Consider the following 20,066-nt stretch of genomic DNA (forward strand, 5'->3'; position numbering starts at 1 on the left):
GTCGCGCCGCTTCCCGCGGCGTCGTCGACGAGCAGCGCATCCAGGCCTGTCAAGTCTCCGAGCGACGCGGCGTTCCGGACGCTCGGCAGCGTGGTCTTGGCGGCATCGATAATGTCGCTGGTGGTGCGGGTGATCCCGACGGCCCGCACGTCGCGGATCCCGAGGCGAAGGGGGAGTCAAACTGTCAGGGTATTGCGCCGCCACGCATGGTGCCTACCACGGCTTGCCGATGCGGAGGCTGGGTGGAGACCGCCCAGCCCCGATGCGTCGACGGGCAAGCAGCCTCCCGGCCGGAGCTCCGAGCGGGGCCGGTGGAGCGAGGGGTCCCGCCACACCAGAGACCCGCCGGAGTGTCAGTGTGACCAAAAGTCTTCGTCGCACACATCTCTCACGCACGAGAGCGCACAGGAGCATGCGAGAACCTCTGACCTGGACATTCACTGTCGCCACGGGCCACGGTGGACCAGTCAGATCTTATATAGGCTAGCAGCATGGCCTACGAAATTCCGGTGACGCAAGCACGAGCGGAGCTGGCGGATCTGATCAACCGTGTCGTCTACGGCGGCGAGCGGGTGGTCGTCACCCGTCACGGCAAGCCGCTGGTGGCGTTGGTATCCGCCGCTGACCTGCAGCTACTTGAAGAGCTGGGGCGGCGTGACGAGGGCGCGGAGGACGAGCAGGTGATCAGCACGGTCTCGTCCGTGCGGCAGTTCCCGTCCGCTCCGGGCGAACGGCGGCGCTTCGGTATCGCGGCAGAACACCGCGACCCGGCAGCCGGGGACCGGCGGCCGGGTCGCGAGAGCTGACGGTCAGCGGCTGCAGACCGTGCGGTGGGGCGGGTGGCTTTAGGAGCTGAGCTCCCACAGAGCGTTGGCGATGGCGTCCGTGTTGGTGTCCAGCGACTTCTCGTCGATGTTCTTCGTGGTGTCGCAGGCCTGGTGGTAGCAGGCGTCGAACGCCTTGCCCACCTCGCCGCCCCAGTTCTTCGCCTGCGCCTCGGTCTTCTTGTAGTCCGCGCCGGAGAAGAAGCCACCGACCGGGATGCCCGCATCCTTGAAGGAGGCGTGGTCCGAGCGGCCGTCGCCCTCGGTGTCCTTCTCGGTGGTGATGTTCTTCTTCGTGTAGTAGTCCTTGAGGACCTTCTCCAGGCGGGTGTCGTCGTCGTAGACGTAGTAGCCCGGGTTGGGGGAGCCGATCATGTCGAAGTTGAGGTACGAGTCGATCTTCGACTTGTCGGCGCCGAGCTTGTCGACATAGGCCTGCGAGCCGACCATGCCGTCCTCCTCGTCGCCCCACCAGCCGAACCGCAGGTGCTTGGTGGGCTTGAGGTTCGCCTTGGCGACGGCGAGCGCGACCTCGAGGATGCCGGCCGAGCCTGAGCCGTTGTCGTTGATGCCGGGGCCGGCGGGCACCGAGTCCAGGTGGGCGCCGGCCATCACGGTCTTGCTCTCGTCGCCGCCGGGCCAGTCGGCGACGAGGTTGTAGCCCTTGGTGCCGCCGCCGTCGAACTCCTGGACCTTCGTGGTGAAGCCGGCCTTGTCCAGCTTCTCCTTGACGAAGTCGATGGACGCCTTGTAGCCCGGCTTTCCGTGGGCGCGGTTGCCGCCGTTGGCGTCGGCGATCGACTGGAACTGGTCCAGGTCGGCTTTGACGGCCTTGACGTCGACGTCCGGGGCGGCCTTGACGTCCGGGGCGGCCTTCGGCGCGGTACCGGCGTAGGCGCCGGCCGCGGTGAAGAGAGTGGCGGCCAGGGCGGTCACGGCGCCCGAGGCCAGCGCGGCCCGGCGTATTCGGGTGGAACGAGTCACGATGTGGCTCCTGGTGTGGGGGGATGGAGCTGATTCGATGCGCGTCATGGATTGACGCGCACATGAGAATTGCGATCACTCCGGAAACCGTCAAGAGCGCATACCGGTCAGTTGAGTTCGCGGAGCGGATCGTGCCCGCAATGCGCGGATCATGGTGGTCGGTGATGTGTGGGAGGGGTCTGTTCCCTCGGTGCGACGTGGCCCTCGGGGAGCGGATTTCGCCACGCGGAGCCGTGCGCGTCCGGGTAAAGGCGGGGGAAAGTCGCGGGAAATGCCGCCTCGGGAATCTGTTGCCGCGCCGTAACGGACGGTAATGACACCGCGTTACATCAGGGGTGACAGGGGGCGCGAAGAGGTCCCTGGCCGTAACGCAGATGAAATCCCGCCGAACTACTCTCCGGACCTGGGGCTGTTGATGGCCAAGTGCTGGAAGTCGGTTTGCTCCTCCTTTAATTACTGCGTGGTACATCTATCGTCACAGGGTGTGTCCACGCCTGTGACCTGGGCGAACGCGTCCGCGCCGAAAGACTGTGAGGTGGAACGTATGCAACTGACCCCGCATGAACAGGAACGCTTGATGATTCATGTGGCGGCAGACGTGGCCGAAAAACGTCGCTCCCGGGGGGTCAAGCTGAACCATCCGGAGTCGATCGCCCTGCTGACCGTGCACATCCTCGAAGGCGCCAGGGACGGCCGCACCGTCGCCGAGCTCATGTCCTCCGGCCGCAAGGTGCTCACCCGCGACGAGGTCATGGAGGGCGTCCCCGAGATGATCCACGACGTACAGGTCGAGGCCACCTTCCCCGACGGCACCAAGCTCGTCACCGTTCACGAACCCATCAACTGACCACGGGAGAGCAGACCATGATCCCGGGACAGATCCTCTACGCCGACGAGCCGGTACGCCTCAACGAAGGCCTTCCCCTCACGCGCATGACCGTCCTCAACGCCGCCGACCGTCCCGTCCAGGTCGGCTCCCACTACCACTTCGCCGAGGTCAACCCCGGCCTCGACTTCGACCGCGCGGCCGCGCACGGCAAGCGGCTGAACGTCCCGGCCGGCTCCGCCGTGCGCTTCGAGCCCGGCATCCCCACCGAGGTCGAACTCGTCCCCCTCGGGGGCAAGCGCATCGTCGTGGGCCTGCGGGGCGAGACCGGAGGAGCACTCGATGTGAGCGACGCAGGGGAGGCCGCCGGGTTGCAGTCGTCAGACAACCCGCACCGCCGCCGAGCGGGCGGAGAAGCGAACGGAGTCACAGGTGTCTGAGCTGAGCCGCCAGGCGTACGCCGATCTTCTCGGCCCGACCGTCGGCGACCGGATCCGGCTCGCCGACACCGACCTCGTCATCGAGATCACCGAAGACCGCGCGGGCGGGCCCGGCAGGGCCGGCGACGAAGCCGTCTTCGGCGGCGGCAAGGTGATCCGCGAATCGATGGGCCAGTCCCGAGCCACCCGCGCCGAGGGCACCCCCGACACCGTGATCACCGGCGCCGTCGTGCTGGACCACTGGGGCATCGTCAAGGCCGATGTCGGTATCCGCGACGGGCGGATCACCGCCCTGGGCAAGGCAGGCAACCCCGACACGATGGACGGCGTCCACCCCGACCTGGTCATCGGCCCCGAGACCGAGATCATCGCCGGCAACGGCAAGATCCTCACGGCCGGCGCCATCGACACCCACGTCCACTTCATCTGCCCCCGGCAGGCGGACGAGGCACTGGCCTCCGGCGTCACCACCATGATCGGCGGCGGTACCGGACCGGCCGAGGGCAGCAAGGCCACCACCATCACCCCCGGTGCCTGGCACGTGGCCCGGATGTTCGAGTCGATGGACTCCCTGCCCGTCAACGTCGGACTGCTCGGCAAGGGCAACACCACCTCCCTCGCCTCGATGCGTGACCAGCTGAGGGCGGGCATCCTCGGCTTCAAGGTCCATGAGGACTGGGGCGCCACACCCGCCGTCCTCGACGCCTGCCTGACGGTCTGCGAGGAGAGCGGCGCCCAGCTCGCGATCCACACCGACACCCTCAACGAGGCCGGCTTCCTCGGTGACACCCTCGCGGCCATCGCGGGCCGCACGATCCACGCCTTCCACGTCGAAGGTGCCGGCGGCGGCCACGCCCCCGACATGATCGCGATGGTCTCCGAGCCGAATGTGCTCCCGGCCTCCACCAACCCCACACGGCCGCACACCGTCAACACCGTCGAGGAACACCTCGACATGCTGATGGTCTGTCACCACCTCAACCCGGCCGTCCCCGAGGACCTGGCCTTCGCCGAGTCCCGGATCCGGCCCTCCACCATCGCGGCCGAGGACATCCTGCACGACCTCGGCGCCATCTCGATCATGTCCTCCGACGCCCAGGCCATGGGGCGGATCGGTGAGGTCGTGATGCGTACCTGGCAGACCGCCCATGTCATGAAGCGGCGCCGCGGCACCCTCCCGGGCGACGGCCGTGCCGACAACCACCGGGCCCGCCGCTATGTCGCCAAGTACACCATCAACGCGGCCCTCGCCCAGGGCATCGACCATGTCGTCGGCTCCGTCGAGGACGGCAAGCTCGCCGACCTCGTGCTGTGGGACCCGGCGTTCTTCGGCGTCAAACCGCAGTTGGTCATCAAGGGCGGCCAGATCGCCTATGCGCAGATGGGCGACGCCAACGCCTCCATCCCCACTCCGCAGCCGGTGCTGCCGCGGCCGATGTTCGGCGCCACCGGCAGGGCCCCGGGCAGCAACTCGGTCAACTTCGTCTCCCGGCAGGCCCTGGAGGACGCGCTTCCCGAACGCCTTGTGCTGGACAAGCCCTTCGAGGCGATCCACAGCACCCGCGGCCTCACCAAGGCCGATATGCGCAACAACGATGCGCTGCCGCGGGTCCATGTCGACCCCGACACCTTCACCGTGACCATCGACGGCGAGGTGATCGAGCCGCAGCCCGTCGCCGAACTCCCCATGGCCCAGCGGTACTTCCTCTTCTGAGGAGTCCGCCGAGCCCGGGGAGCCCGAGGAGGCGCGCCGATGAACACCCCGATGAACACCCCGATCAACCACTCGATGAGCACCCTGATGAACACCCCGATGAGTACCGCGACGAAGGACACGTACCACCGATGAGCCGCGCAGCGCTGCTCGTCCTCGCCGACGGCCGGTTCCCCGCCGGAGGGCACGCCCACTCCGGCGGAGCCGAACCGGCCGTCACCGCGGGACGCATCAAGGACGCCGCCACCCTGGAGAGCTTCTGCCGGGGCCGGCTGCACACCGCGGGCCTGGTCGCCGCGGGGCTCGCCGCCGCGGCCGCGGGCGGCCACGACCCGCTCCTCCTGGACGACGCCGCGGATGCCCGTACGCCCGTACCGGCACTGCGGCAGGTAGCCCGGCGGCTCGGCCGGCAGATGATGCGGGCCGCCCGAGCGACCTGGCCGAGCGAGGCGCTGGACGCGCTCGCCGCGGCCCGTCCCCGCGGCGCCCACCAGCCCGTCGTCCTGGGCCTGACTGCCCGGTCCGCGGGTCTGCCGCCGCTCGATGCCGCATACGCCGTGGCCTACGAGAACATCAGCGGTCCGGCCACCGCGGCCGTCCGGCTGCTGAGCCTGGACCCCTTCGACGCCACCGCCGTGCTCGCACATCTCACCGCCGAGCTCGACCAGGTCGCACAGCAGGCCACCGAGGCCGCGCTGCGGATCGCGGCCGAAGGAACCGGCGCACTGCCCGCGGCCTCCGCGCCGCTGCTCGACATCACCGCCCAACAGCACGCCGCCTGGCCCGTCCGGCTCTTCGCGTCCTGAACCGGCCCGCCCTCCCACACAACCCACGCCGCTGCACCCCACCACCGGAGTGACCATGCACCTCGACCACCAGCAGACCTTCCCCGAGCGCCACACCTACAGCGCCGCCGCCCCGGTACGACCCGACGGCACCCGCCGCGCCCTGCGCATCGGTCTCGGCGGCCCGGTCGGCACCGGCAAGACCGCCACCGTCGCCGCGCTGTGCCGCGCCCTGCGCGACGAGCTGTCCATCGCCGTCGTCACCAACGACATCTACACCCGCGAGGACGCCGAATTCCTGCTCCGGGAGGCCGTCCTGCCCGCCGAGCGGATCTCCGCCGTCGAGACCGGCGCCTGCCCGCACACCGCCATCCGCGACGACATCTCCGCCAACCTCGAAGCCGTCGAGGACCTGGAGGAGGCGGCCGGCCCGCTCGATCTCGTCCTGGTCGAATCCGGCGGCGACAACCTCACCGCGACCTTCTCCAAGGGGCTGGTCGACGCCCAGATCTTTGTGATCGACGTGGCCGGCGGCGACGACATCCCGCGCAAGGGCGGCCCCGGCGTCACCACCGCCGACCTGCTCGTCATCAACAAGACCGATCTCGCGCCCTACGTCGGCGTGGACCTGGAGGGGATGGCGCGCGACGCCAAGGCGCAGCGCGGTGAGCTGCCCGTCGCCTTCACCGCCCTGAAGTCGGAGAACGGTGTGCGGCCGGTGGCGGAGTGGGTCCGCGGACGGCTGGCCGACTGGACCGCGAGCCCGGCATGACCCTCGCACTCCCCACGCCGGAGACGGGCCGCGCCGCCGCCGGGCTGTGCGCCACCGCCCGCATCGTCGCGCGGGCCGACGGGCAGGGAACCACCCGGCTGCCCGTCCTCGACGGCGACGGCCCGTTCGCGCTGCGCCGTATCCGCGGGTACGGCAACCAGGCCCGGGTCTGCGTCGTGGGCGCCATGAGCGCCCCGCTCGGCGGCGACCGGCTGGGCATCGAGGCCACCGCCGAGGCGGGCAGCGCGCTGCACCTCACGGCCGCCGCCGCGACCGTCGCGCTGCCCGGCCGTACGGGGGAACACGCCCGGTACGACGTGTGGTTGACGGTGGGCGAAGGCGCACGGCTCGACTGGCTGCCCGAACCGCTCATCTCGGCGGCGGGCAGCGACCTGCGGATGACCACCACCGTCGAGCTGGCCCCCACCGCACGCCTGCTGCTCCGCGAGGAACAGGTCCTGGGCCGCAGCGGGGAGCCGACCGGCGCCCTGCGCAGCCGGCTCACCGTCCGCCGGGCCGGCCGGACCCTGCTCGATCAGGAGACGGCGTACGGGCCCGGCGTCCCCGGCTGGGACACCTCGGCCGTTCTGGACGGGCACCGCGCTCTCGGGCAGCTCCTGCTCATCGGGCCGGAGTTCGAGGAGCGGCCGGCCGAGGTGCGGCTGCTCGGCGGCGCGGCGGGCGAACGGCCCGGCGACGGCGTGGGGCAGGGCGTCCTGGCACCGCTTACGGGCCCGGGAGCCCTGGCCACGGCCGTGGCCCCGGACGCGCTGCGGCTGCGGCGCCTGCTGGACGAGGCCGCCGGGAGCGCGGCCGGCGGGGGTGCGGCCGCCGGGTGACGGCGGCCGCGCCGCCTCACACCTCCAGATCGGACTCAAGGCGGGCGAGGCGGAGGCGCGCCAGCGCAAGGTTGGCGCGCTTGCGGTCCAGCACCAGATAGAGGAAGAGGCCGCTGCCGTTCTTTCCCGTCACCGGGCGGATGATGTGGTACTGCGCGGTCAGGGTGATGAGCATGTCCTCGATGGCGCCCTGGAGTTCCAGCATCTCCATGGTGCGCATCTTGGCCCGTACGACATCGGTGTTGCCGGCCGCCGCGACGTTGAGGTCCAGAGCCTGCTTGTCGCCCAGGGTGGCCAGGGCCATACCGCTGGTGTAGTCGACCAGGGCGACGCCGACCGCGCCCTCGATGGTCGACATCGCGTCGGCGAGAGCGGATTCCAGTTGAGCCATGAGGGGTTCAGACCTTTCGATTCCTTGATGGTTAAGCCGGGTGTTCACGGTGTGCGGTGTGCGGGTCTTGGGACTTCCGGATTCTGCGTTCGTGCGATGTGGATGCGGATACGGATGCGGAGGTGGGCGAGTGTGGGGGTGAAGGTCTAGAGCGGGGCGGGGGCTCCTATCGGCGGGGCTGTGCGTCCACCAGGGCGCCGATCCGCTCCGCGGCACGTCTGGCCTGCAGATGGAGCCGCCCCACGTTGGTGTCCGGGCTTGCCACGGCGGTCAGGACCGCGCGCCGTCCGGCCGAATAGGCCGCGATATACCCGTCGGCGCCGCGTGTCAGGGATTCCTCGAAGGCGCCCTGTCCGGTCGCGTCGGTGAGTCGTTTGGCGACGCCGATCGCCGCGGCGGTGAGGGCGGCCAGGCCGTCCGGCTCGATATCCGGCAGATCGTGGGCGATCACCATGCCGTCCACGCTCGCCACCATCCCGCCCCGGAAATGGCGTACTTGGTCGCGCAGCGTATGCAATTCCTCCCGTATCCGGGGTTCTATCGTCATCAGTCTCCTTTTCACGGCGTGCCTTCTGATGACGCGCCTCATGGGGTGCACGGTCTTCGTGCGCAAGGGCTCACAGGTTTTCCTCCAACGCCGTACGCAGTCGGACAAGGAGGGCAATATCCGGATCGGCGGTATCGAGGGCATCCGGTGCCGGTAGTTGCCAGGTCGCGGTGGTGTCTTCCGCGGCGACGGGGTCGGCGCCGTCCAGGCAGGCGCCGGGCCGCCGCCGGGGGAGCGGGGTGGGTGCCCGGGGGACGTGGACGAGGCCGACGGCGGCGAGGCGGCGGATGTCGAGCAGTGTCCCGAACGCGGACTGGCCCAGCGCCCGGGCCAGTTCCTGGGGCGTGTGCCGGCCGTCGGCGTGGTCGAGCAAGCGCCGTTGGCGGCTGGTGGCGGGGGCCGGGATGCGCGGGCGGACGGGAACGACGGGTACGGAGTCGACCGCCGCCCAGGGGTGGAGCCGGTCGAGCAGCAGCCGGCGGCGGGCCGTCGCCTGCTGGAGGGCGAGGACGCTGACGGGGCGTATGACACCCAGCCAGTGGCCCGCACCTGGGGTGAAGGAGGTGGTCTCGGGTGCCAGCGGCAGGGCGAAGAATGCGGCGTCGAGCAGTGCGGCGAGGTGGCATATCTCCAGCTCCCCCTGGGACAGCCACCCCCTGCTGACCAGGAATTGACCGCCGTCCTGCTGCGGTCCTGCCGTTTCGGCGGCGTACTGCCAGCCCTCCGGCGGCAGTTTGCCGGACGCGGTGAGCCGTGGGCCGAGTCCGGGGGCGGTGGTGCTCTCGATGCAGTAGACCGCACCGTCGAGAAGGTAGAGGCAGCCGTGCGGGCCGCTGAGGGTGCCGGTGACGCGTTCGGCGGCGTACCGGTCGAGCAGCCCGGCCGGGGCGGGCGGGTGAGGAGATATGGGCAGGCCCATGGCTGTTCCCTTACCGTTCGTGCGGTGTGGCGGAGCGCGCCGTCAGGACGCGACCAGTTCCGCCGCCAGATCGCGCAGTCGGAGCCGGGCGACGGCGAGGTTGGCCTGTGTGCGGTCCAGCCAGAGGTAGAGGTAGGTCTGGCTGTCGAAGGCCGTGTGCACAAAACGGATGAGGTGGTAGCTTCCCGCAGCCGTGATGATGAGGTCTTCGAGGTCCGTGCCGACGGCGCCGGTGGTGTCGAAGGTGGCGTTGCGTGCGACGGTCTGCACCAGCTCGGCGGTGTCCGCAGCGGCCGCGTCGTGATCGTCGTGCGGTGCCTGCCCGGCCGTTCCGAGGGTCAGACCACTGGTCCAGTCGATCAGTCCGGCACATCGGACGCCGGGGATCCCCATCGCTTGGGACAACACCTGATCGATTCCCGGCACTTCGGCTCTCCTTCGCGACGGCTCCGTACGCGGCGTGAAAACGCCGAAGCCCTCCCTTGTGGCGGTGAGTGGGAGAGCCTTCACGGAAGGTTACTGAAGGTGTGCGGCTGGCACATGCCCGATGGGCAGGTCTACGGCAATTGACGTATTCTCGCCCCTGCGCGCCCCTCCGGGAGCCCTTGCGCCGCTCCGCGCTCCAGCAGGTCACCCAGGGCGCTGAATCCTGTGCCAGGTGGCCTCACCCGGCGACGAGCTGCGCTGTTGCCCCGTCAACACCGCGTCACCACAGCCCCGTTGAGGGTCCCACGAGTGGGGTGGGGTGAGCGGGGATTCCGACCGGACGCCCTGGTTCATTGGCCGGAATGATGAGGTTCCGCTGCGCTCCCCGGCCGTTCGGCTGCGCTCCCCGGCCGTTCGGCTGCGCTCCCCGGCCGTTCGCCGGCCGCTCGGCCGGGTCTGCCTCCGCGTCACCGAGGCGTCGGCGCGGTACCCGCCGCTCTCCACGGCCGGGCGCGGACGCCCGCACTCCCACGAACCGCCTCCGGCGGCGTCGAAAAAACCTACAGGTTGGTAAAGAAGTGTGCGTCAGGCCTGTTCAGGAGGGGAGGCCACAGGTCAGGATCCCTCCGTAAGTCTGTGAACCATCCCGCCACCAGTGCATCCCACGCAGGGGGAATCAGCCACGTGAGAAGAACAGCAGCGCTCGGCGCCGCCGGCACCCTGGTGACCGGCGCGCTCCTCGCCGGAGCGATATCCGCCACGCCCGCCAGCGCGGGCGACAAGCACCAGCGCGGTTCGGCCGAAGCGCGCGGTGTGGCGATCGCCGCCGCGCGCGCAGCCAAGAAGGGCATCAACTGGCAGGCCTGTCCCGCCGACTGGGGCCTCAAGCCGCCCATCCAGTGCGGCTATGTCACGGTCCCGGTCGACTACGCACGGCCCAACGGCCGTACGATCAAGATCGCGGTGGACCGGGCCGTCAGCACCGGCAGCAAGAAGGAACGTCAGGGCTCCCTCGTCTACAACCCCGGCGGGCCCGGCGGTTCGGGCATGAAGTTCCCGGCCCGCATCACCACCAAGAGCGCCCTGTGGGCCAAGACCGCCAAGGCGTACGACTTCGTCGGCTTCGACCCCCGGGGCGTGGGCCACTCCGCGCCGATCTCCTGCATGAACCCGCAGGAGTTCGTCAAGGCGCCCAAGGCCGACCCGGTGCCGGGCAGCGAGGCCGACAAGCTCGCCCAGCGCAAGCTCGCCAAGGAGTACGCGGACGGCTGCGCCGAGCGCAGCGGCGGTCTGCTGCCGTACATGACGACCAAGAACACCGTCCGCGACCTCGATGTGATCCGTGCCGGGCTCGGGGAGAAGAAGCTCAACTACCTGGGTGTTTCCTACGGCACCTACCTGGGCGCCGTCTACGGGACACTCTTCCCGACCCACGTGCGCCGGATGCTCGTCGACAGCGTCGTCAACCCGGCCCGCGAGAACATCTGGTACCAGGCCAACCTCGACCAGGACGTCGCCTTCGAGACCCGTTGGGGCGACTGGAAGAAGTGGGTCGCCAAGAACGACGCCACTTACCACATCGGGGATACCCCCGAGATGGTCCAGGCGGCGTGGGAGAAGCTGCGCGCGACCGCCAAGAAGAACCCCATCAGCGGTGTCGTCGGCCCCGCCGAGCTGACCAGCTTCTTCCAGAACGCGCCGTACTACGACTCCATGTGGGCCCCGGTCGCCGAGGTCTGGAGCGCGTACCTCTCCGGCAACACCAAGCCTCTGGTGGAGAACGCCGGCCCGAACCTTCTGGATGTCGCGGGCAACACCTCGGCGGAGAACGGCAACGCCGTCTACACGGCCGTCGAGTGCAACGACACCAAGTGGCCCACCAGCTGGCGGAAGTGGGACCGCGACAACACCCGCATCCATCAGCAGGCACCGTTCATGACCTGGGCCAACGCCTGGATGAACCTGCCCTGCGCCACCTGGCCGGTCAAGCAGCAGCGACCGGTCGAGGTCCAAACCGGCAAGGGGCTGCCGAGTGTGCTGATCGTACAGAGCACCCGTGACGCGGCCACGCCGTACGGCGGCGCGGTCGAACTGCACCACCGTTTCAAGGGCTCGCGTCTGATCACCGAGCGGGACGCCGGATCGCACGGTGTCACCGGTCAGGTCAACCCCTGCATCAACGACCGGGTCGACGCGTACTTCCTGGAAGGGAAGACCGACGCCAAGGACGTGACCTGCGCTCCGCACGCCACGCCCCAGCCGAGCAAGTCAACGGCGAAGGCCGCCGCCAAGGGGGCCTCCGACCTTCCGGGCGTTGCCTGGTAACGGCGGGGAAACCACTGGCGTGACACGGCGGCGTGACACGTCGACACGACATGACGGCATGACATGTCGGCACGACACGACGGCATGATGTGACGGCACGAAGCGGCGGCCGGGAATCCTCCCGGCCGCCGCTTTCGTCACCGGACCTGGGCCGGTTCGTTGCGGAACACCGCGCAGCCCCAGGCGCCGAGCACCAGCTGACGGTGCCCGCCGCCCGCCGCGGGCCCTCAGCCCTTCCCGCCCCGCTCCGCCAGCCACCGGTCCTCGGCCGCGTACCCGAACAGCTTCTCGTCCGGGTAGATGCCGGCCATCCTGGGGAACAGCTCCCACCAGTCCCGTCCCTTGACCCGGTCGGTCAGCCAGGCGACCGTCGCGGGCAGCGACTCCTCGTACGTCGTCACCGCGCGGTAGCCCAACTCGCGCTCCGCCGCAGTCATGTCGTAGACCAGGGGATGCGGGACCGACCACGGGGTTTCGCCGACGTCGGACGATGGCGGGGGACCGTCCACCTTCACGACCTCGCTCCGCGGCGCGCCCATCACCGCATCCACCGCCGTCGAGATCTCGGCCACCGTCGGCGCCTGCGGATCGGCCGCGTTGAGCACCCGCGAGCCCGGCCGGCGGGCCGCCAGCCGTACCAGCTCCGCGAGGTTGTCGACATGCACCGGATGGAAGCGGCTGTTGCCGCCGTAGGCGAGCACCCGCACCCGGCGGCCGTCCAGCACCCGCTTGACGAAGTACAGCTCACGGGGCAGCGGGCTGTACGGGCCGTGCACGGCGCAGGCCCGCAGCAGCGTCACCGGCAGCCGGTCGCCCTGCGCCAGCAGCGCCTGTTCCAGGGCGACCTTGCGGGTGCCGTAGTCCTCGTCACCGGGCGGCACGGTCGGCTGGGACTCCGGGACGGGCAGCGGATAGACCGGGGAGCCGTCCGGTTCGTCCATCGTCGCGAAGCTGCGCCCGCGGTCGTCCGCGTACACCGCGCACGTGGAGATCACCACCGCCGACCCGATCCGGTCCGCCAGCGCCGCCAACTGCTGCGCATGCGCGCTCCCGTACGCCACACAGTCCAGCAGCACGTCACAGCCGTCGCCGATCAGCCCGGCCAGCGCCGCGTCGTCCTCCCGGTCCACCGCCACCGGGCGGACCTCCCCGGGCCATGAGCCGTCGCGCCCGCCGTGCCGGGATGCGGCCCGCACCTCCCAGCCGTCCCGCGCCAGGGCCCGCACCGCCGCCCGCCCGATCTGCCCGCTCGCCCCGATCACCACTGCGCTGCCTGAAGTCATGCCCGGACCTTACGGACCGTCACCGGGCGGCGGCAGTACGGTTCGCCCTGGGCGCAAGGGGAATGCCCGGGACCCGGGCACCTGCTCAGTTCGCGGGCCCCTTGTTGTGCCCCCGCCGCCCGTGTGCCCGCCCCCGCGCCTGTGCCTGCGCCGCGGCCTTGGCCTCGCCCGCATAGGTGTCCACGTACTCCTGGCCGGACAGCGTGAGGATCGCGTACATGATCTCGTCGGTGACGGCACGCAGCGCCATACGTTCGTCCTCCAGCCCCGCATAGCGCGAGAAGTCCAGCGGTGCGCCGAAGCGGATGGTGATCCGCATGATGCGCGGCAGCCGCCGGCCCGTCGGCTGTGCCTCGAACGTGCCGATCATCGCGCACGGCACCACCGGCACCCCGGCCTTGATGGCCATCGAGGCGACGCCGGTACGCCCCTTGTACAGCCGGCCGTCGTGCGAGCGGGTGCCCTCCGGATAGATGCCCAGCAGCCGGCCCTTGCGCAGCACGGAGAGCCCCGAAGAGATCGCCGCCTGCGAGGCACGGCCCCCGGACCGGTCCACCGGAATCTGCCCGACGCCCCGGAAGAACGCCGCGGTCAGCCGCCCCTTCAGACCGGGCCCGGTGAAGTACTCGGCCTTGGCCAGAAACGTCACCCGGCGCGGCACGATCGCCGGCATCACGAAGTGATCGGCGAACGACAGATGATTGCCCGCGATGATCGCCGCGCCCTCCTCCGGCACATGAGCGAGCCCCTCGATCCTCGGCCGGAACACCAGCCGCAGCAACGGCCCCAGAAGCAGGTACTTCAGCACCTGGTAGAGCACAGGACAGCTCCCCTTCCGTCGGGTTGCCCGGGCGGCTACATCGTTCCAGGTCACACGGGGTGCCCGGGGACGGCCAGTGAGTCTATGGGCAAGTGCCGTCGCCGGTAACCACCTTCGGCCGGATCGATACTGTCTCCTTGCCGGTGCTCGGTGCTCGGTGCTCGGTGCTCGGTGGCCGCTGGCCGCTGGCCGGTGGCCGCTGGCCCGGCCTCGTTGGAGGAAATCGACCGGCGTGGCGGTGTACTGTCCTGCACCGCTCGGGCCATGACGCCGGATCACCCCTGATCGCCGCACACCGGATGCGCTGGATGGCCGGCGCGCCGACGGAGGACACTCTCTGCGCGATGCGTCTCATACTGGCCGGGACTCCGCCTGGCCGGGATTCCGCGCCGCTTTCCCCGGCTGCGCAGGGGCCCGGCCGAGCCGGCGGCACGCCGCTCAGGACGGCCGACGGGCCGCCGTCGCTGCCGGCGTCAGCGCTCACCGGCTTCCAGGAGCGCACAGAACCGGCGTCCGAAGAGGTAGGCGTCCCCCGGCCAGCGCGCCGAGAGATAGCGCCCGTCCTGCACGACGAACGCAGCGGAGTCGTCGGTCGCGGTGCCCCGCGTGGCAAGGACCCGGGGCCCCCGCTCGAAGCGGGCGTCCGGGCCGGTCAGTGCGGCCCTGACCTCGTCCTCCACATACGCCGGATAGGTGCGGTAGTAGCGGCCCAGCCGCCATGCGGTGGCCAGATATGCCGACCGCTCCATGTACTTGGGCAGACAGGTCGTCCGCCGGTCCGCCAGCAGGCTGCGGCCGGTGGACGGCTCCCGCGCCCGGGCCAGTACCAGCACACCGTGGCAGATCGCCCCGACCGGCCGGTCCAGCGCCCAGAACCTGCCGACCTGCCGCCGCAGCACCTCCGAACCCAGGTACTGCCGCATCCCCGGCGCGTGCCCGCCCGGCAGGATCAGCCCGTCGTACTCCTCCGGGGCCAGCTCCGCCCAGCCGACGGGCGCGGAGAACTCCTCGTTCCGGGTGAGCTCTTCGTAGAAACGCCGGGGCTGTTCCGCGGCGCCGAGCCGGCCGAAGAGGACGCCGGTCAGCAGCCGCGGATCGCATTCGGGCCGGGTACCGGCCTGTTCGGTGGCGAAGACGACCTGGTGTCCGGCATCGGTGAGCAACCGCCAGGGCACCGCCACCTCGGTGACATCGAAATCGCGGTCCGGGACCGGCATCAGCACGCGCACCCGGACATCCTCGCAGGCCCGTAGGCCACTTCGGTACCCGCTTTGGCATCCACGGACAACTTTGAACTGCCTTTGAATGCAGCGGGATTGACTCGCCGTATTGCCCGGAGACCGAGCCTGAACCCAGGGTCCAGGCCGAGGACAGGAGTCGGAGATGTCCCGGAAGAAGAGAGTCGGCACGCGTCAGAAGATCGTCATCGGCGTCAGCGCCGCCGCGCTGGTCGCCGGCATCGCCATCGCCACCGCCGGCACCAGCCAGGCCTCCGTGGCGTGCGACGGACTGGCCACTGCCCTGAGCAACAACGAGAAGTTCATCGCCGACCAGAAGGCGAACCCGGACGCCCAGTCGGCGGCACGGATCGCCAACCGCGAGGCGGTGATCAAGGAGATCCAGGTCAAACAGAAAGCCGCCGGCTGCTCCGGCGGGCAGGGCGGGGACGACGCCGCGGGCGCTCCGCCGACGGGCAACCAGCCGCCCGCCTCCAGCGCCCCGCCCGCCTCTGAGGCACCACAGGGGTCGGCGGACCCGTCCGCCTCCGGTGACGCCTCCGCTTCCGCTGCCCCGCCGGCCTCGGACGATCCGCCGGCCGCCGGCGGCGATGTGGTCTGCAAGGGCTCGACGGTGACCCTCTCCGGCGAGAGCGGCGCCCCGGCGGCCTCCAGTGACCAGTTCCCCGTCGGGACCAAACTGAAGGTGACCAACCTGGACAACAAGAAGTCGACGACGGTCTCTGTGACGTCGGCCTCGGGCAGCTGCGCCCTGCTCAACAACGCGGCCTTCGAGCAGGTGCGTGAGGAGGGGAAGTTCCTGATCCGCCACGCCCGGATCGAGCGTGTGGGGTAACCCCGGTCCGGGCGGCCGGCAGCGGAGCCGCCTCCTCCGCTGCCGGCCGCCCTTGTCTCCAGGGGCGGCAATCGAAGGTCCGTACGGGCGACCTCGCGGCGTGGCCGCTTGCCCGCCGGGGCACGGCGGGGTGGCCTGGAGCCGCCGGGCGCCACGCGTCGTCGCGTCGCCGTCAGGCTCCCGCAGCGATCCCACCGAGCTTCCCAGGAGACATCGATGCCCGTGAGCCCAAGACGCCGATCCCTTCGGACCACCTTGACCGTGGGCGTGTCCGCGCTCGCCGCCCTGTCTTCCGCACTGCTCGGTACGCTCTCCGCCGGTCCGGCGCACGCCGATGAGCCGCCGGCCGGTGATCAGGGCCTGCTGCTGACGGTGTCCGGGGCCGGCAACACCTGGAGCCGGGGGGTGCGGCTCAACTGCCCGGACGTCCACGGCAGCCATCCGCACGCGGCCGCCGCCTGCGATGCACTGACCTGGGCGCGCGGGGACCTGGACGCGCTGCCGGGCCACCCGCAGGCCTGCACCAGGGAGTACGACCCGATGACCGCCACCGCGATCGGCACCTGGCGCGGCGTCCCGGTGAACTGGCACAAGGACTTCCCCAATGCCTGCACGATGGACGCCGCGACCGGGCCGTTGTTCCGCTTCTGACGTTTCGAGGTGCTGCGCCCGCACTTCCCCGTCGCACCGGCCGGCTCGGACCGGGCCTGCGACACCACGCCGATCGGACCGGCCGCGTCACCACATCTGTCGGGCCGGCCGCGCCGCCACCTCACTCGTCACACCGGCCGCGCCACCACCACGCCGATTGTCACCAGGGCCAGCACCACCCAGGAGAACCAGAGCCAGCCATTGGCCCCCATCGCCACGGTGTAGGCGGTCGCCACCACCAGCCCGCCCACCGTGCACACGGCCATCGTCCTAGCAGATCCGGGCATACCCGCAACCTCCTCGTGGCGGCCCGGTACGCCATGCCACGGGCCGCGGCCATGGGACCATCGTCCCCGGCCGCGGCCCGTACCGCCAGAGCGCTGCGCGCGTCAGCGGCTCCGTGCGTGGAGCGAGGCGAGGTAGGCGTTGTACTCGGCGAGATCCTTGTCGCCGTTGCGGTCGGCGGCCCGGTCAGCGCGCTGCGACTGACGCTCCTCGGACTTGCGCCACTGGAAGACCAGGGCGATCAGCACCACCACGGACGGAATCTCGCTAAAGGCCCAGGCGATACCGCCGGCCGCCGCCTGGTCGGACAGCGCTTCGATGCCCAGCGAGGACGGCGGGTGCAGGAAGGTGTCGACCATCGGCTCGCTGGCCATCATCAGGGCGATACCGAAGAAGGCATGGAACGGCATGCCCGCGAACAGCTCCAGAATCCGCATCACATGGCCCGGCCGGTGCGGTCCCGGGTCGACGCCCATGATCGGCCAGAAGAACACCAGGCCGACCGCGAGGAAGTGCACCATCATCCCGATGTGCCCGGCCCGCGACTCCATCAGGAAGTCGAACAGCGGTGTGAAGTAGAGCGCGTAGAGACTCGCGATGAACAGCGGGATGGTGAACGCCGGGTGCGTGATGATCCGCAGGTAGCGGCTCTGCAGCAGCGCCACCAGCAGCTCGCGCGGTCCCGTGCGGCCGCGCCCGGCGGTCGGCAGCGCGCGCAGGGTCAGCGTCACCGGCGCCCCGAGCAGCAGCAGGATCGGTGAGAGCATGCTGATGACCATGTGCTGGACCATGTGCACACTGAACATCGCCATGCCGTAGTCGTTGAGCTTGGTGCACATCACCAGAGCCACCGTCACCACGCCCAGGGCCCAGGCGGCGGTCCGGCCCACCGGCCAGGCATCCCCGCGTCGCCGCAGCCGGATCACCGCCCAGCCGTACAGGCCGAGTCCCAGCAGACAGCCGATGAGGAAGAACGGATCACCACCGAACTCCAGGCCCCGCGACAGCGTGAACGGCGGCAGATCCATGTTCATGCCGTCCATGCCGTGCCCGCTGTGATCCATCCGCTCGCTCCTGATTCGTACCAATGCTCCGGCGACAAGACTAGAACCGCCCCCGGCCGGACCATGCGGCAGGGCCGCACAGTGCTGAAGTGGCCGGGGACGGTTCGTGCCGTACGGGCTACGGCGCCGGAGTCACAGCACGCACTCGGCCTCGTCGTAGCGCGCCGAGGGCACCGTCTTGAGCGTCTCCACGGCCTCGGCCAGCGGCACCAGCGTGATGTCGGTGCCGCGCAGCGCCGTCATCATCCCGAAGTCTGAGCGGTGTGCGGCCTCGACGGCGTGCCAGCCGAAGCGGGTGGCGAGCACCCGGTCGTACGCGGTCGGCGTACCGCCGCGCTGGACGTGCCCGAGGATCACCGGACGGGCCTCCTTGCCGAGGCGTTCCTCCAGCTCCACGGAGAGCTGCCGGGCGACACCGGCGAACCGCTCGTGGCCGTACATGTCCTTGCCGCCGATGTCGAAGGACATGGTGCCCTCGCGCGGCTTGGCGCCCTCGGCGACGACCACGATCGCGAACTTCTTGCCGGCCTCGAACCGCTCGGCGACCCGCGCGGTCAGCTCGTCGATGTCGAAGGGCCGCTCCGGCACCACGATCGCGTGCGCACCGGCCGCCATGCCCGAGTGCAGCGCGATCCAGCCGGTGTGCCGCCCCATCACCTCGACGATCATCACCCGCTGGTGTGACTCCGCGGTGGTCTTGAGCCGGTCCAGCGCCTCGGTGGCGACCCCCACCGCGGTGTCGAAGCCGAACGTCACATCCGTGACCGCGATGTCGTTGTCGATGGTCTTCGGTACGCCGACGATCGGCAGCCCGGCGTCCGACAGCAGCCGCGCCGCCTTCAGCGTGCCCTCGCCGCCGATCGGGATGATCGCGTCCAGGCCCAGCTCGGCGACATGGCCGCGGGCCCGCTCGACGCCGTCGCGCAGATGGGCGGGCTGCACCCGCGAGGACCCCAGGATGGTGCCGCCGCGCGCCAGGATGCCGCCGACGGCGTCGAGGTCGAGCTTGCGGTAGTCGCCCTCCAGCAGGCCTTTCCAGCCGTCACGGAAGCCGATCACCTCATCGCCGTGATCGGCGGTGGCGCGGTGGACGACGGAGCGGATGACGGCGTTCAGACCGGGGCAGTCGCCGCCGGAGGTGAGTACACCAATACGCATTGCTCGAAAAACCCTCTGCAACTCAACCGGGGGCCCGGACCCCGTCGTCCGGTTGGATTCCGCTCACCCTACAAGCGCGGGGCCACCGGGCACACGTACGCCCGCAGTGCGGGACTGCGGGCGTACGAAAAGGGTGTCATTCCGGCAGACGTTATATATCGGCGAAGCGTCTGAACCGGGCGGAAGCGGTATCAGGCGGGCTGGGTCGCCGCGGCGATCCGCTCCTGACGCAGCGCCTCGTACCAGCGGTCCTCGACCGGCGGCAGGGCATTGACGTCCAGCGCCAGCTTGATCAGCAGGTCGGCGATGTGCGGATTGCGCGCCATCACCGGGCCGTGCATGTACGTCCCGAAGACGGTGTCGTTCCACGCGCCCTCGTAGCCGTCGCCGACGCCGTTGCCCTTGCCGAACCGCACCTTGGCGAACGGCCGGGCGGTCTTGCCCAGATGCGTCACGCCCTGGTGGTTCTCGAAGCCGGTCAGCGGCGGCAGCCCCAACTGCGGGTCGATGTCGGCGAGTACGTCACCGACGCAGCGCTCGGCCTCGCCGCGGGTGCTGACCACATCCAGCAGCCCCAGGCCCTCCTGACGCTCCCCGAGGTCGTTGATGAACTCATGACCCAGGATCTGGTACCCGGCGCAGACCGAGAAGACGATCGCGCCGTTGGAGACCGCCCGGCTCAGCCCGCCGTCGCGGATCAGCCGCTCGGACGCCAGCCGCTGCGGCCGGTCCTCACCGCCGCCGATCAGATAGATGTCGCCGGAGGTGGGAATCTGCTGGTCGGACCGTACGTCCAGGCGCTGGACGTCCAGGCCGCGCTGGCGCGCCCGCCGCTCCACCACCAGGGCATTGCCCTGGTCGCCGTACGTGCTCAGCAGGTCCGGGTAGATCCACACCAGGCGCAGGCTGTTGTCACTCATGCTCGCTCGTCCTTGTCCCT

General features: G+C 70.4%; 21 protein-coding genes and 1 pseudogene. 10 read left to right on the plus strand and 12 right to left on the minus strand.

What is annotated here, in order from left to right; all coding sequences use genetic code 11:
• Positions 1–491: 491 nt before the first annotated feature.
• On the plus strand, positions 492–806 hold the full coding sequence (locus tag D9V36_RS38885; protein ID WP_129297895.1) for a type II toxin-antitoxin system Phd/YefM family antitoxin: 315 nt from the start codon (positions 492–494) through the stop codon (positions 804–806).
• 39 nt (positions 807–845) lie between these two features.
• Here the strand turns inward: D9V36_RS38885 and D9V36_RS38890 are convergent, their stop codons facing one another.
• Complete coding sequence (locus tag D9V36_RS38890) at positions 846–1,808, minus strand: M28 family metallopeptidase (protein WP_129297896.1); 963 nt, start codon at positions 1,806–1,808, stop codon at positions 846–848.
• A gap of 544 nt (positions 1,809–2,352) precedes the next feature.
• Here D9V36_RS38890 and D9V36_RS38895 point away from each other — a divergent pair.
• The 6 genes and pseudogenes from D9V36_RS38895 to D9V36_RS38920 all read left to right on the plus strand — a co-directional run bounded on the left by D9V36_RS38895 (position 2,353) and on the right by D9V36_RS38920 (position 7,184).
• Positions 2,353–2,655: an urease subunit gamma gene (locus D9V36_RS38895; protein WP_006608038.1), complete on the plus strand. Its 303-nt coding sequence runs from the start codon at positions 2,353–2,355 to the stop codon at positions 2,653–2,655.
• A 17-nt stretch (positions 2,656–2,672) separates the two neighbouring features.
• Positions 2,673–2,978, plus strand: a pseudogene (locus D9V36_RS38900) (urease subunit beta); the annotation flags it as partial.
• 88 nt (positions 2,979–3,066) lie between these two features.
• Positions 3,067–4,788, plus strand: coding sequence for an urease subunit alpha (locus tag D9V36_RS38905; RefSeq protein WP_129297898.1), 1,722 nt, complete (start codon positions 3,067–3,069; stop codon positions 4,786–4,788).
• 131 nt (positions 4,789–4,919) lie between these two features.
• A complete protein-coding gene (locus D9V36_RS38910; RefSeq protein ID WP_129297899.1) occupies positions 4,920–5,594 on the plus strand; it encodes an urease accessory protein UreF in 675 nt (224 codons plus the stop codon).
• A gap of 55 nt (positions 5,595–5,649) precedes the next feature.
• Positions 5,650–6,345 carry an urease accessory protein UreG gene (gene ureG, locus D9V36_RS38915; RefSeq protein WP_129297900.1) on the plus strand — a complete coding sequence of 232 codons (696 nt, stop codon included), beginning with the start codon at positions 5,650–5,652 and terminating at the stop codon, positions 6,343–6,345.
• The gene (locus D9V36_RS38920; RefSeq protein WP_129297901.1) at positions 6,342–7,184 is read left to right on the plus strand and encodes an urease accessory protein UreD; all 843 of its coding nucleotides are present in this window, start codon (positions 6,342–6,344) and stop codon (positions 7,182–7,184) included. The genes ureG and D9V36_RS38920 overlap by 4 nt, the downstream gene beginning before the upstream one ends.
• A gap of 16 nt (positions 7,185–7,200) precedes the next feature.
• Here the strand turns inward: D9V36_RS38920 and D9V36_RS38925 are convergent, their stop codons facing one another.
• The 4 genes from D9V36_RS38925 to D9V36_RS38940 form a co-directional block, all read right to left on the minus strand.
• Positions 7,201–7,575 carry a hypothetical protein gene (locus tag D9V36_RS38925; protein ID WP_129297902.1) on the minus strand — a complete coding sequence of 125 codons (375 nt, stop codon included), beginning with the start codon at positions 7,573–7,575 and terminating at the stop codon, positions 7,201–7,203.
• 166 nt (positions 7,576–7,741) lie between these two features.
• Positions 7,742–8,122 (minus strand): roadblock/LC7 domain-containing protein, encoded by a 381-nt coding sequence (locus tag D9V36_RS38930; RefSeq protein WP_129297903.1) that lies wholly within the window; start codon positions 8,120–8,122, stop codon positions 7,742–7,744.
• A gap of 70 nt (positions 8,123–8,192) precedes the next feature.
• Positions 8,193–9,041, minus strand: coding sequence for a hypothetical protein (locus D9V36_RS38935; protein ID WP_129297904.1), 849 nt, complete (start codon positions 9,039–9,041; stop codon positions 8,193–8,195).
• 42 nt (positions 9,042–9,083) lie between these two features.
• A complete protein-coding gene (locus D9V36_RS38940) occupies positions 9,084–9,467 on the minus strand; it encodes a hypothetical protein (RefSeq protein WP_129297905.1) in 384 nt (127 codons plus the stop codon).
• 684 nt (positions 9,468–10,151) lie between these two features.
• On the opposite strand from D9V36_RS38940, the gene D9V36_RS38945 reads away from it, so the two are divergent.
• Entirely contained in the window at positions 10,152–11,792 is a 1,641-nt protein-coding gene (locus D9V36_RS38945; protein ID WP_129297906.1) for an alpha/beta hydrolase, read from the plus strand.
• A gap of 227 nt (positions 11,793–12,019) precedes the next feature.
• On the opposite strand, the gene D9V36_RS38950 is transcribed toward D9V36_RS38945, so the two are convergent.
• From D9V36_RS38950 to D9V36_RS38960, 3 genes are all read right to left on the minus strand, one after another.
• Entirely contained in the window at positions 12,020–13,075 is a 1,056-nt protein-coding gene (locus D9V36_RS38950; protein WP_164993117.1) for an NAD-dependent epimerase/dehydratase family protein, read from the minus strand.
• An 85-nt stretch (positions 13,076–13,160) separates the two neighbouring features.
• Complete coding sequence (locus D9V36_RS38955) at positions 13,161–13,895, minus strand: lysophospholipid acyltransferase family protein (RefSeq protein ID WP_129297907.1); 735 nt, start codon at positions 13,893–13,895, stop codon at positions 13,161–13,163.
• 473 nt (positions 13,896–14,368) lie between these two features.
• Positions 14,369–15,124: a type 1 glutamine amidotransferase domain-containing protein gene (locus D9V36_RS38960; protein WP_129297908.1), complete on the minus strand. Its 756-nt coding sequence runs from the start codon at positions 15,122–15,124 to the stop codon at positions 14,369–14,371.
• A gap of 154 nt (positions 15,125–15,278) precedes the next feature.
• Between D9V36_RS38960 and D9V36_RS38965 the strand changes: the two genes are divergently transcribed.
• Positions 15,279–15,968, plus strand: coding sequence for a hypothetical protein (locus D9V36_RS38965; protein WP_129297909.1), 690 nt, complete (start codon positions 15,279–15,281; stop codon positions 15,966–15,968).
• A gap of 261 nt (positions 15,969–16,229) precedes the next feature.
• On the plus strand, positions 16,230–16,619 hold the full coding sequence (locus tag D9V36_RS38970) for an SSI family serine proteinase inhibitor (protein WP_241721219.1): 390 nt from the start codon (positions 16,230–16,232) through the stop codon (positions 16,617–16,619).
• A gap of 128 nt (positions 16,620–16,747) precedes the next feature.
• Here the strand turns inward: D9V36_RS38970 and D9V36_RS41280 are convergent, their stop codons facing one another.
• The 4 genes from D9V36_RS41280 to D9V36_RS38985 all read right to left on the minus strand — a co-directional run bounded on the left by D9V36_RS41280 (position 16,748) and on the right by D9V36_RS38985 (position 20,046).
• Positions 16,748–16,906 (minus strand): hypothetical protein, encoded by a 159-nt coding sequence (locus tag D9V36_RS41280; RefSeq protein WP_164993118.1) that lies wholly within the window; start codon positions 16,904–16,906, stop codon positions 16,748–16,750.
• Positions 16,907–17,008: 102 nt separating this feature from the next.
• Positions 17,009–17,968, minus strand: coding sequence for a cytochrome c oxidase assembly protein (locus D9V36_RS38975; protein ID WP_129297911.1), 960 nt, complete (start codon positions 17,966–17,968; stop codon positions 17,009–17,011).
• Positions 17,969–18,100: 132 nt separating this feature from the next.
• Positions 18,101–19,126, minus strand: coding sequence for a 6-phosphofructokinase (locus D9V36_RS38980; RefSeq protein ID WP_129297912.1), 1,026 nt, complete (start codon positions 19,124–19,126; stop codon positions 18,101–18,103).
• 191 nt (positions 19,127–19,317) lie between these two features.
• A complete protein-coding gene (locus D9V36_RS38985; protein ID WP_086716724.1) occupies positions 19,318–20,046 on the minus strand; it encodes a type 1 glutamine amidotransferase in 729 nt (242 codons plus the stop codon).
• Between the last annotated feature and the right edge of the window lie 20 nt (positions 20,047–20,066).

The organism is Streptomyces lydicus, from assembly GCF_004125265.1.
In the GTDB taxonomy this organism is placed as follows: domain Bacteria; phylum Actinomycetota; class Actinomycetes; order Streptomycetales; family Streptomycetaceae; genus Streptomyces; species Streptomyces lydicus_C.

What these genes read in the sequence shown, in the direction of transcription:
- D9V36_RS38885 (WP_129297895.1), top strand. Translation starts at nt 492, where the DNA reads ATGGCCTACGAAATTCCGGTGACGCAAGCACGAGCGGAGCTGGCGGAT.
- D9V36_RS38895 (WP_006608038.1), top strand. Translation starts at nt 2,353, where the DNA reads ATGCAACTGACCCCGCATGAACAGGAACGCTTGATGATTCATGTGGCG.
- D9V36_RS38910 (WP_129297899.1), top strand. Translation starts at nt 4,920, where the DNA reads ATGAGCCGCGCAGCGCTGCTCGTCCTCGCCGACGGCCGGTTCCCCGCC.
- ureG (WP_129297900.1), top strand. Translation starts at nt 5,650, where the DNA reads ATGCACCTCGACCACCAGCAGACCTTCCCCGAGCGCCACACCTACAGC.
- D9V36_RS38920 (WP_129297901.1), top strand. Translation starts at nt 6,342, where the DNA reads ATGACCCTCGCACTCCCCACGCCGGAGACGGGCCGCGCCGCCGCCGGG.
- D9V36_RS38925 (WP_129297902.1), bottom strand. Translation starts at nt 7,575, where the DNA reads ATGGCTCAACTGGAATCCGCTCTCGCCGACGCGATGTCGACCATCGAG.
- D9V36_RS38930 (WP_129297903.1), bottom strand. Translation starts at nt 8,122, where the DNA reads ATGACGATAGAACCCCGGATACGGGAGGAATTGCATACGCTGCGCGAC.
- D9V36_RS38935 (WP_129297904.1), bottom strand. Translation starts at nt 9,041, where the DNA reads ATGGGCCTGCCCATATCTCCTCACCCGCCCGCCCCGGCCGGGCTGCTC.
- D9V36_RS38950 (WP_164993117.1), bottom strand. Translation starts at nt 13,075, where the DNA reads ATGACTTCAGGCAGCGCAGTGGTGATCGGGGCGAGCGGGCAGATCGGG.
- D9V36_RS38965 (WP_129297909.1), top strand. Translation starts at nt 15,279, where the DNA reads ATGTCCCGGAAGAAGAGAGTCGGCACGCGTCAGAAGATCGTCATCGGC.
- D9V36_RS41280 (WP_164993118.1), bottom strand. Translation starts at nt 16,906, where the DNA reads ATGCCCGGATCTGCTAGGACGATGGCCGTGTGCACGGTGGGCGGGCTG.
- D9V36_RS38975 (WP_129297911.1), bottom strand. Translation starts at nt 17,968, where the DNA reads ATGGATCACAGCGGGCACGGCATGGACGGCATGAACATGGATCTGCCG.
- D9V36_RS38980 (WP_129297912.1), bottom strand. Translation starts at nt 19,126, where the DNA reads ATGCGTATTGGTGTACTCACCTCCGGCGGCGACTGCCCCGGTCTGAAC.
- D9V36_RS38985 (WP_086716724.1), bottom strand. Translation starts at nt 20,046, where the DNA reads ATGAGTGACAACAGCCTGCGCCTGGTGTGGATCTACCCGGACCTGCTG.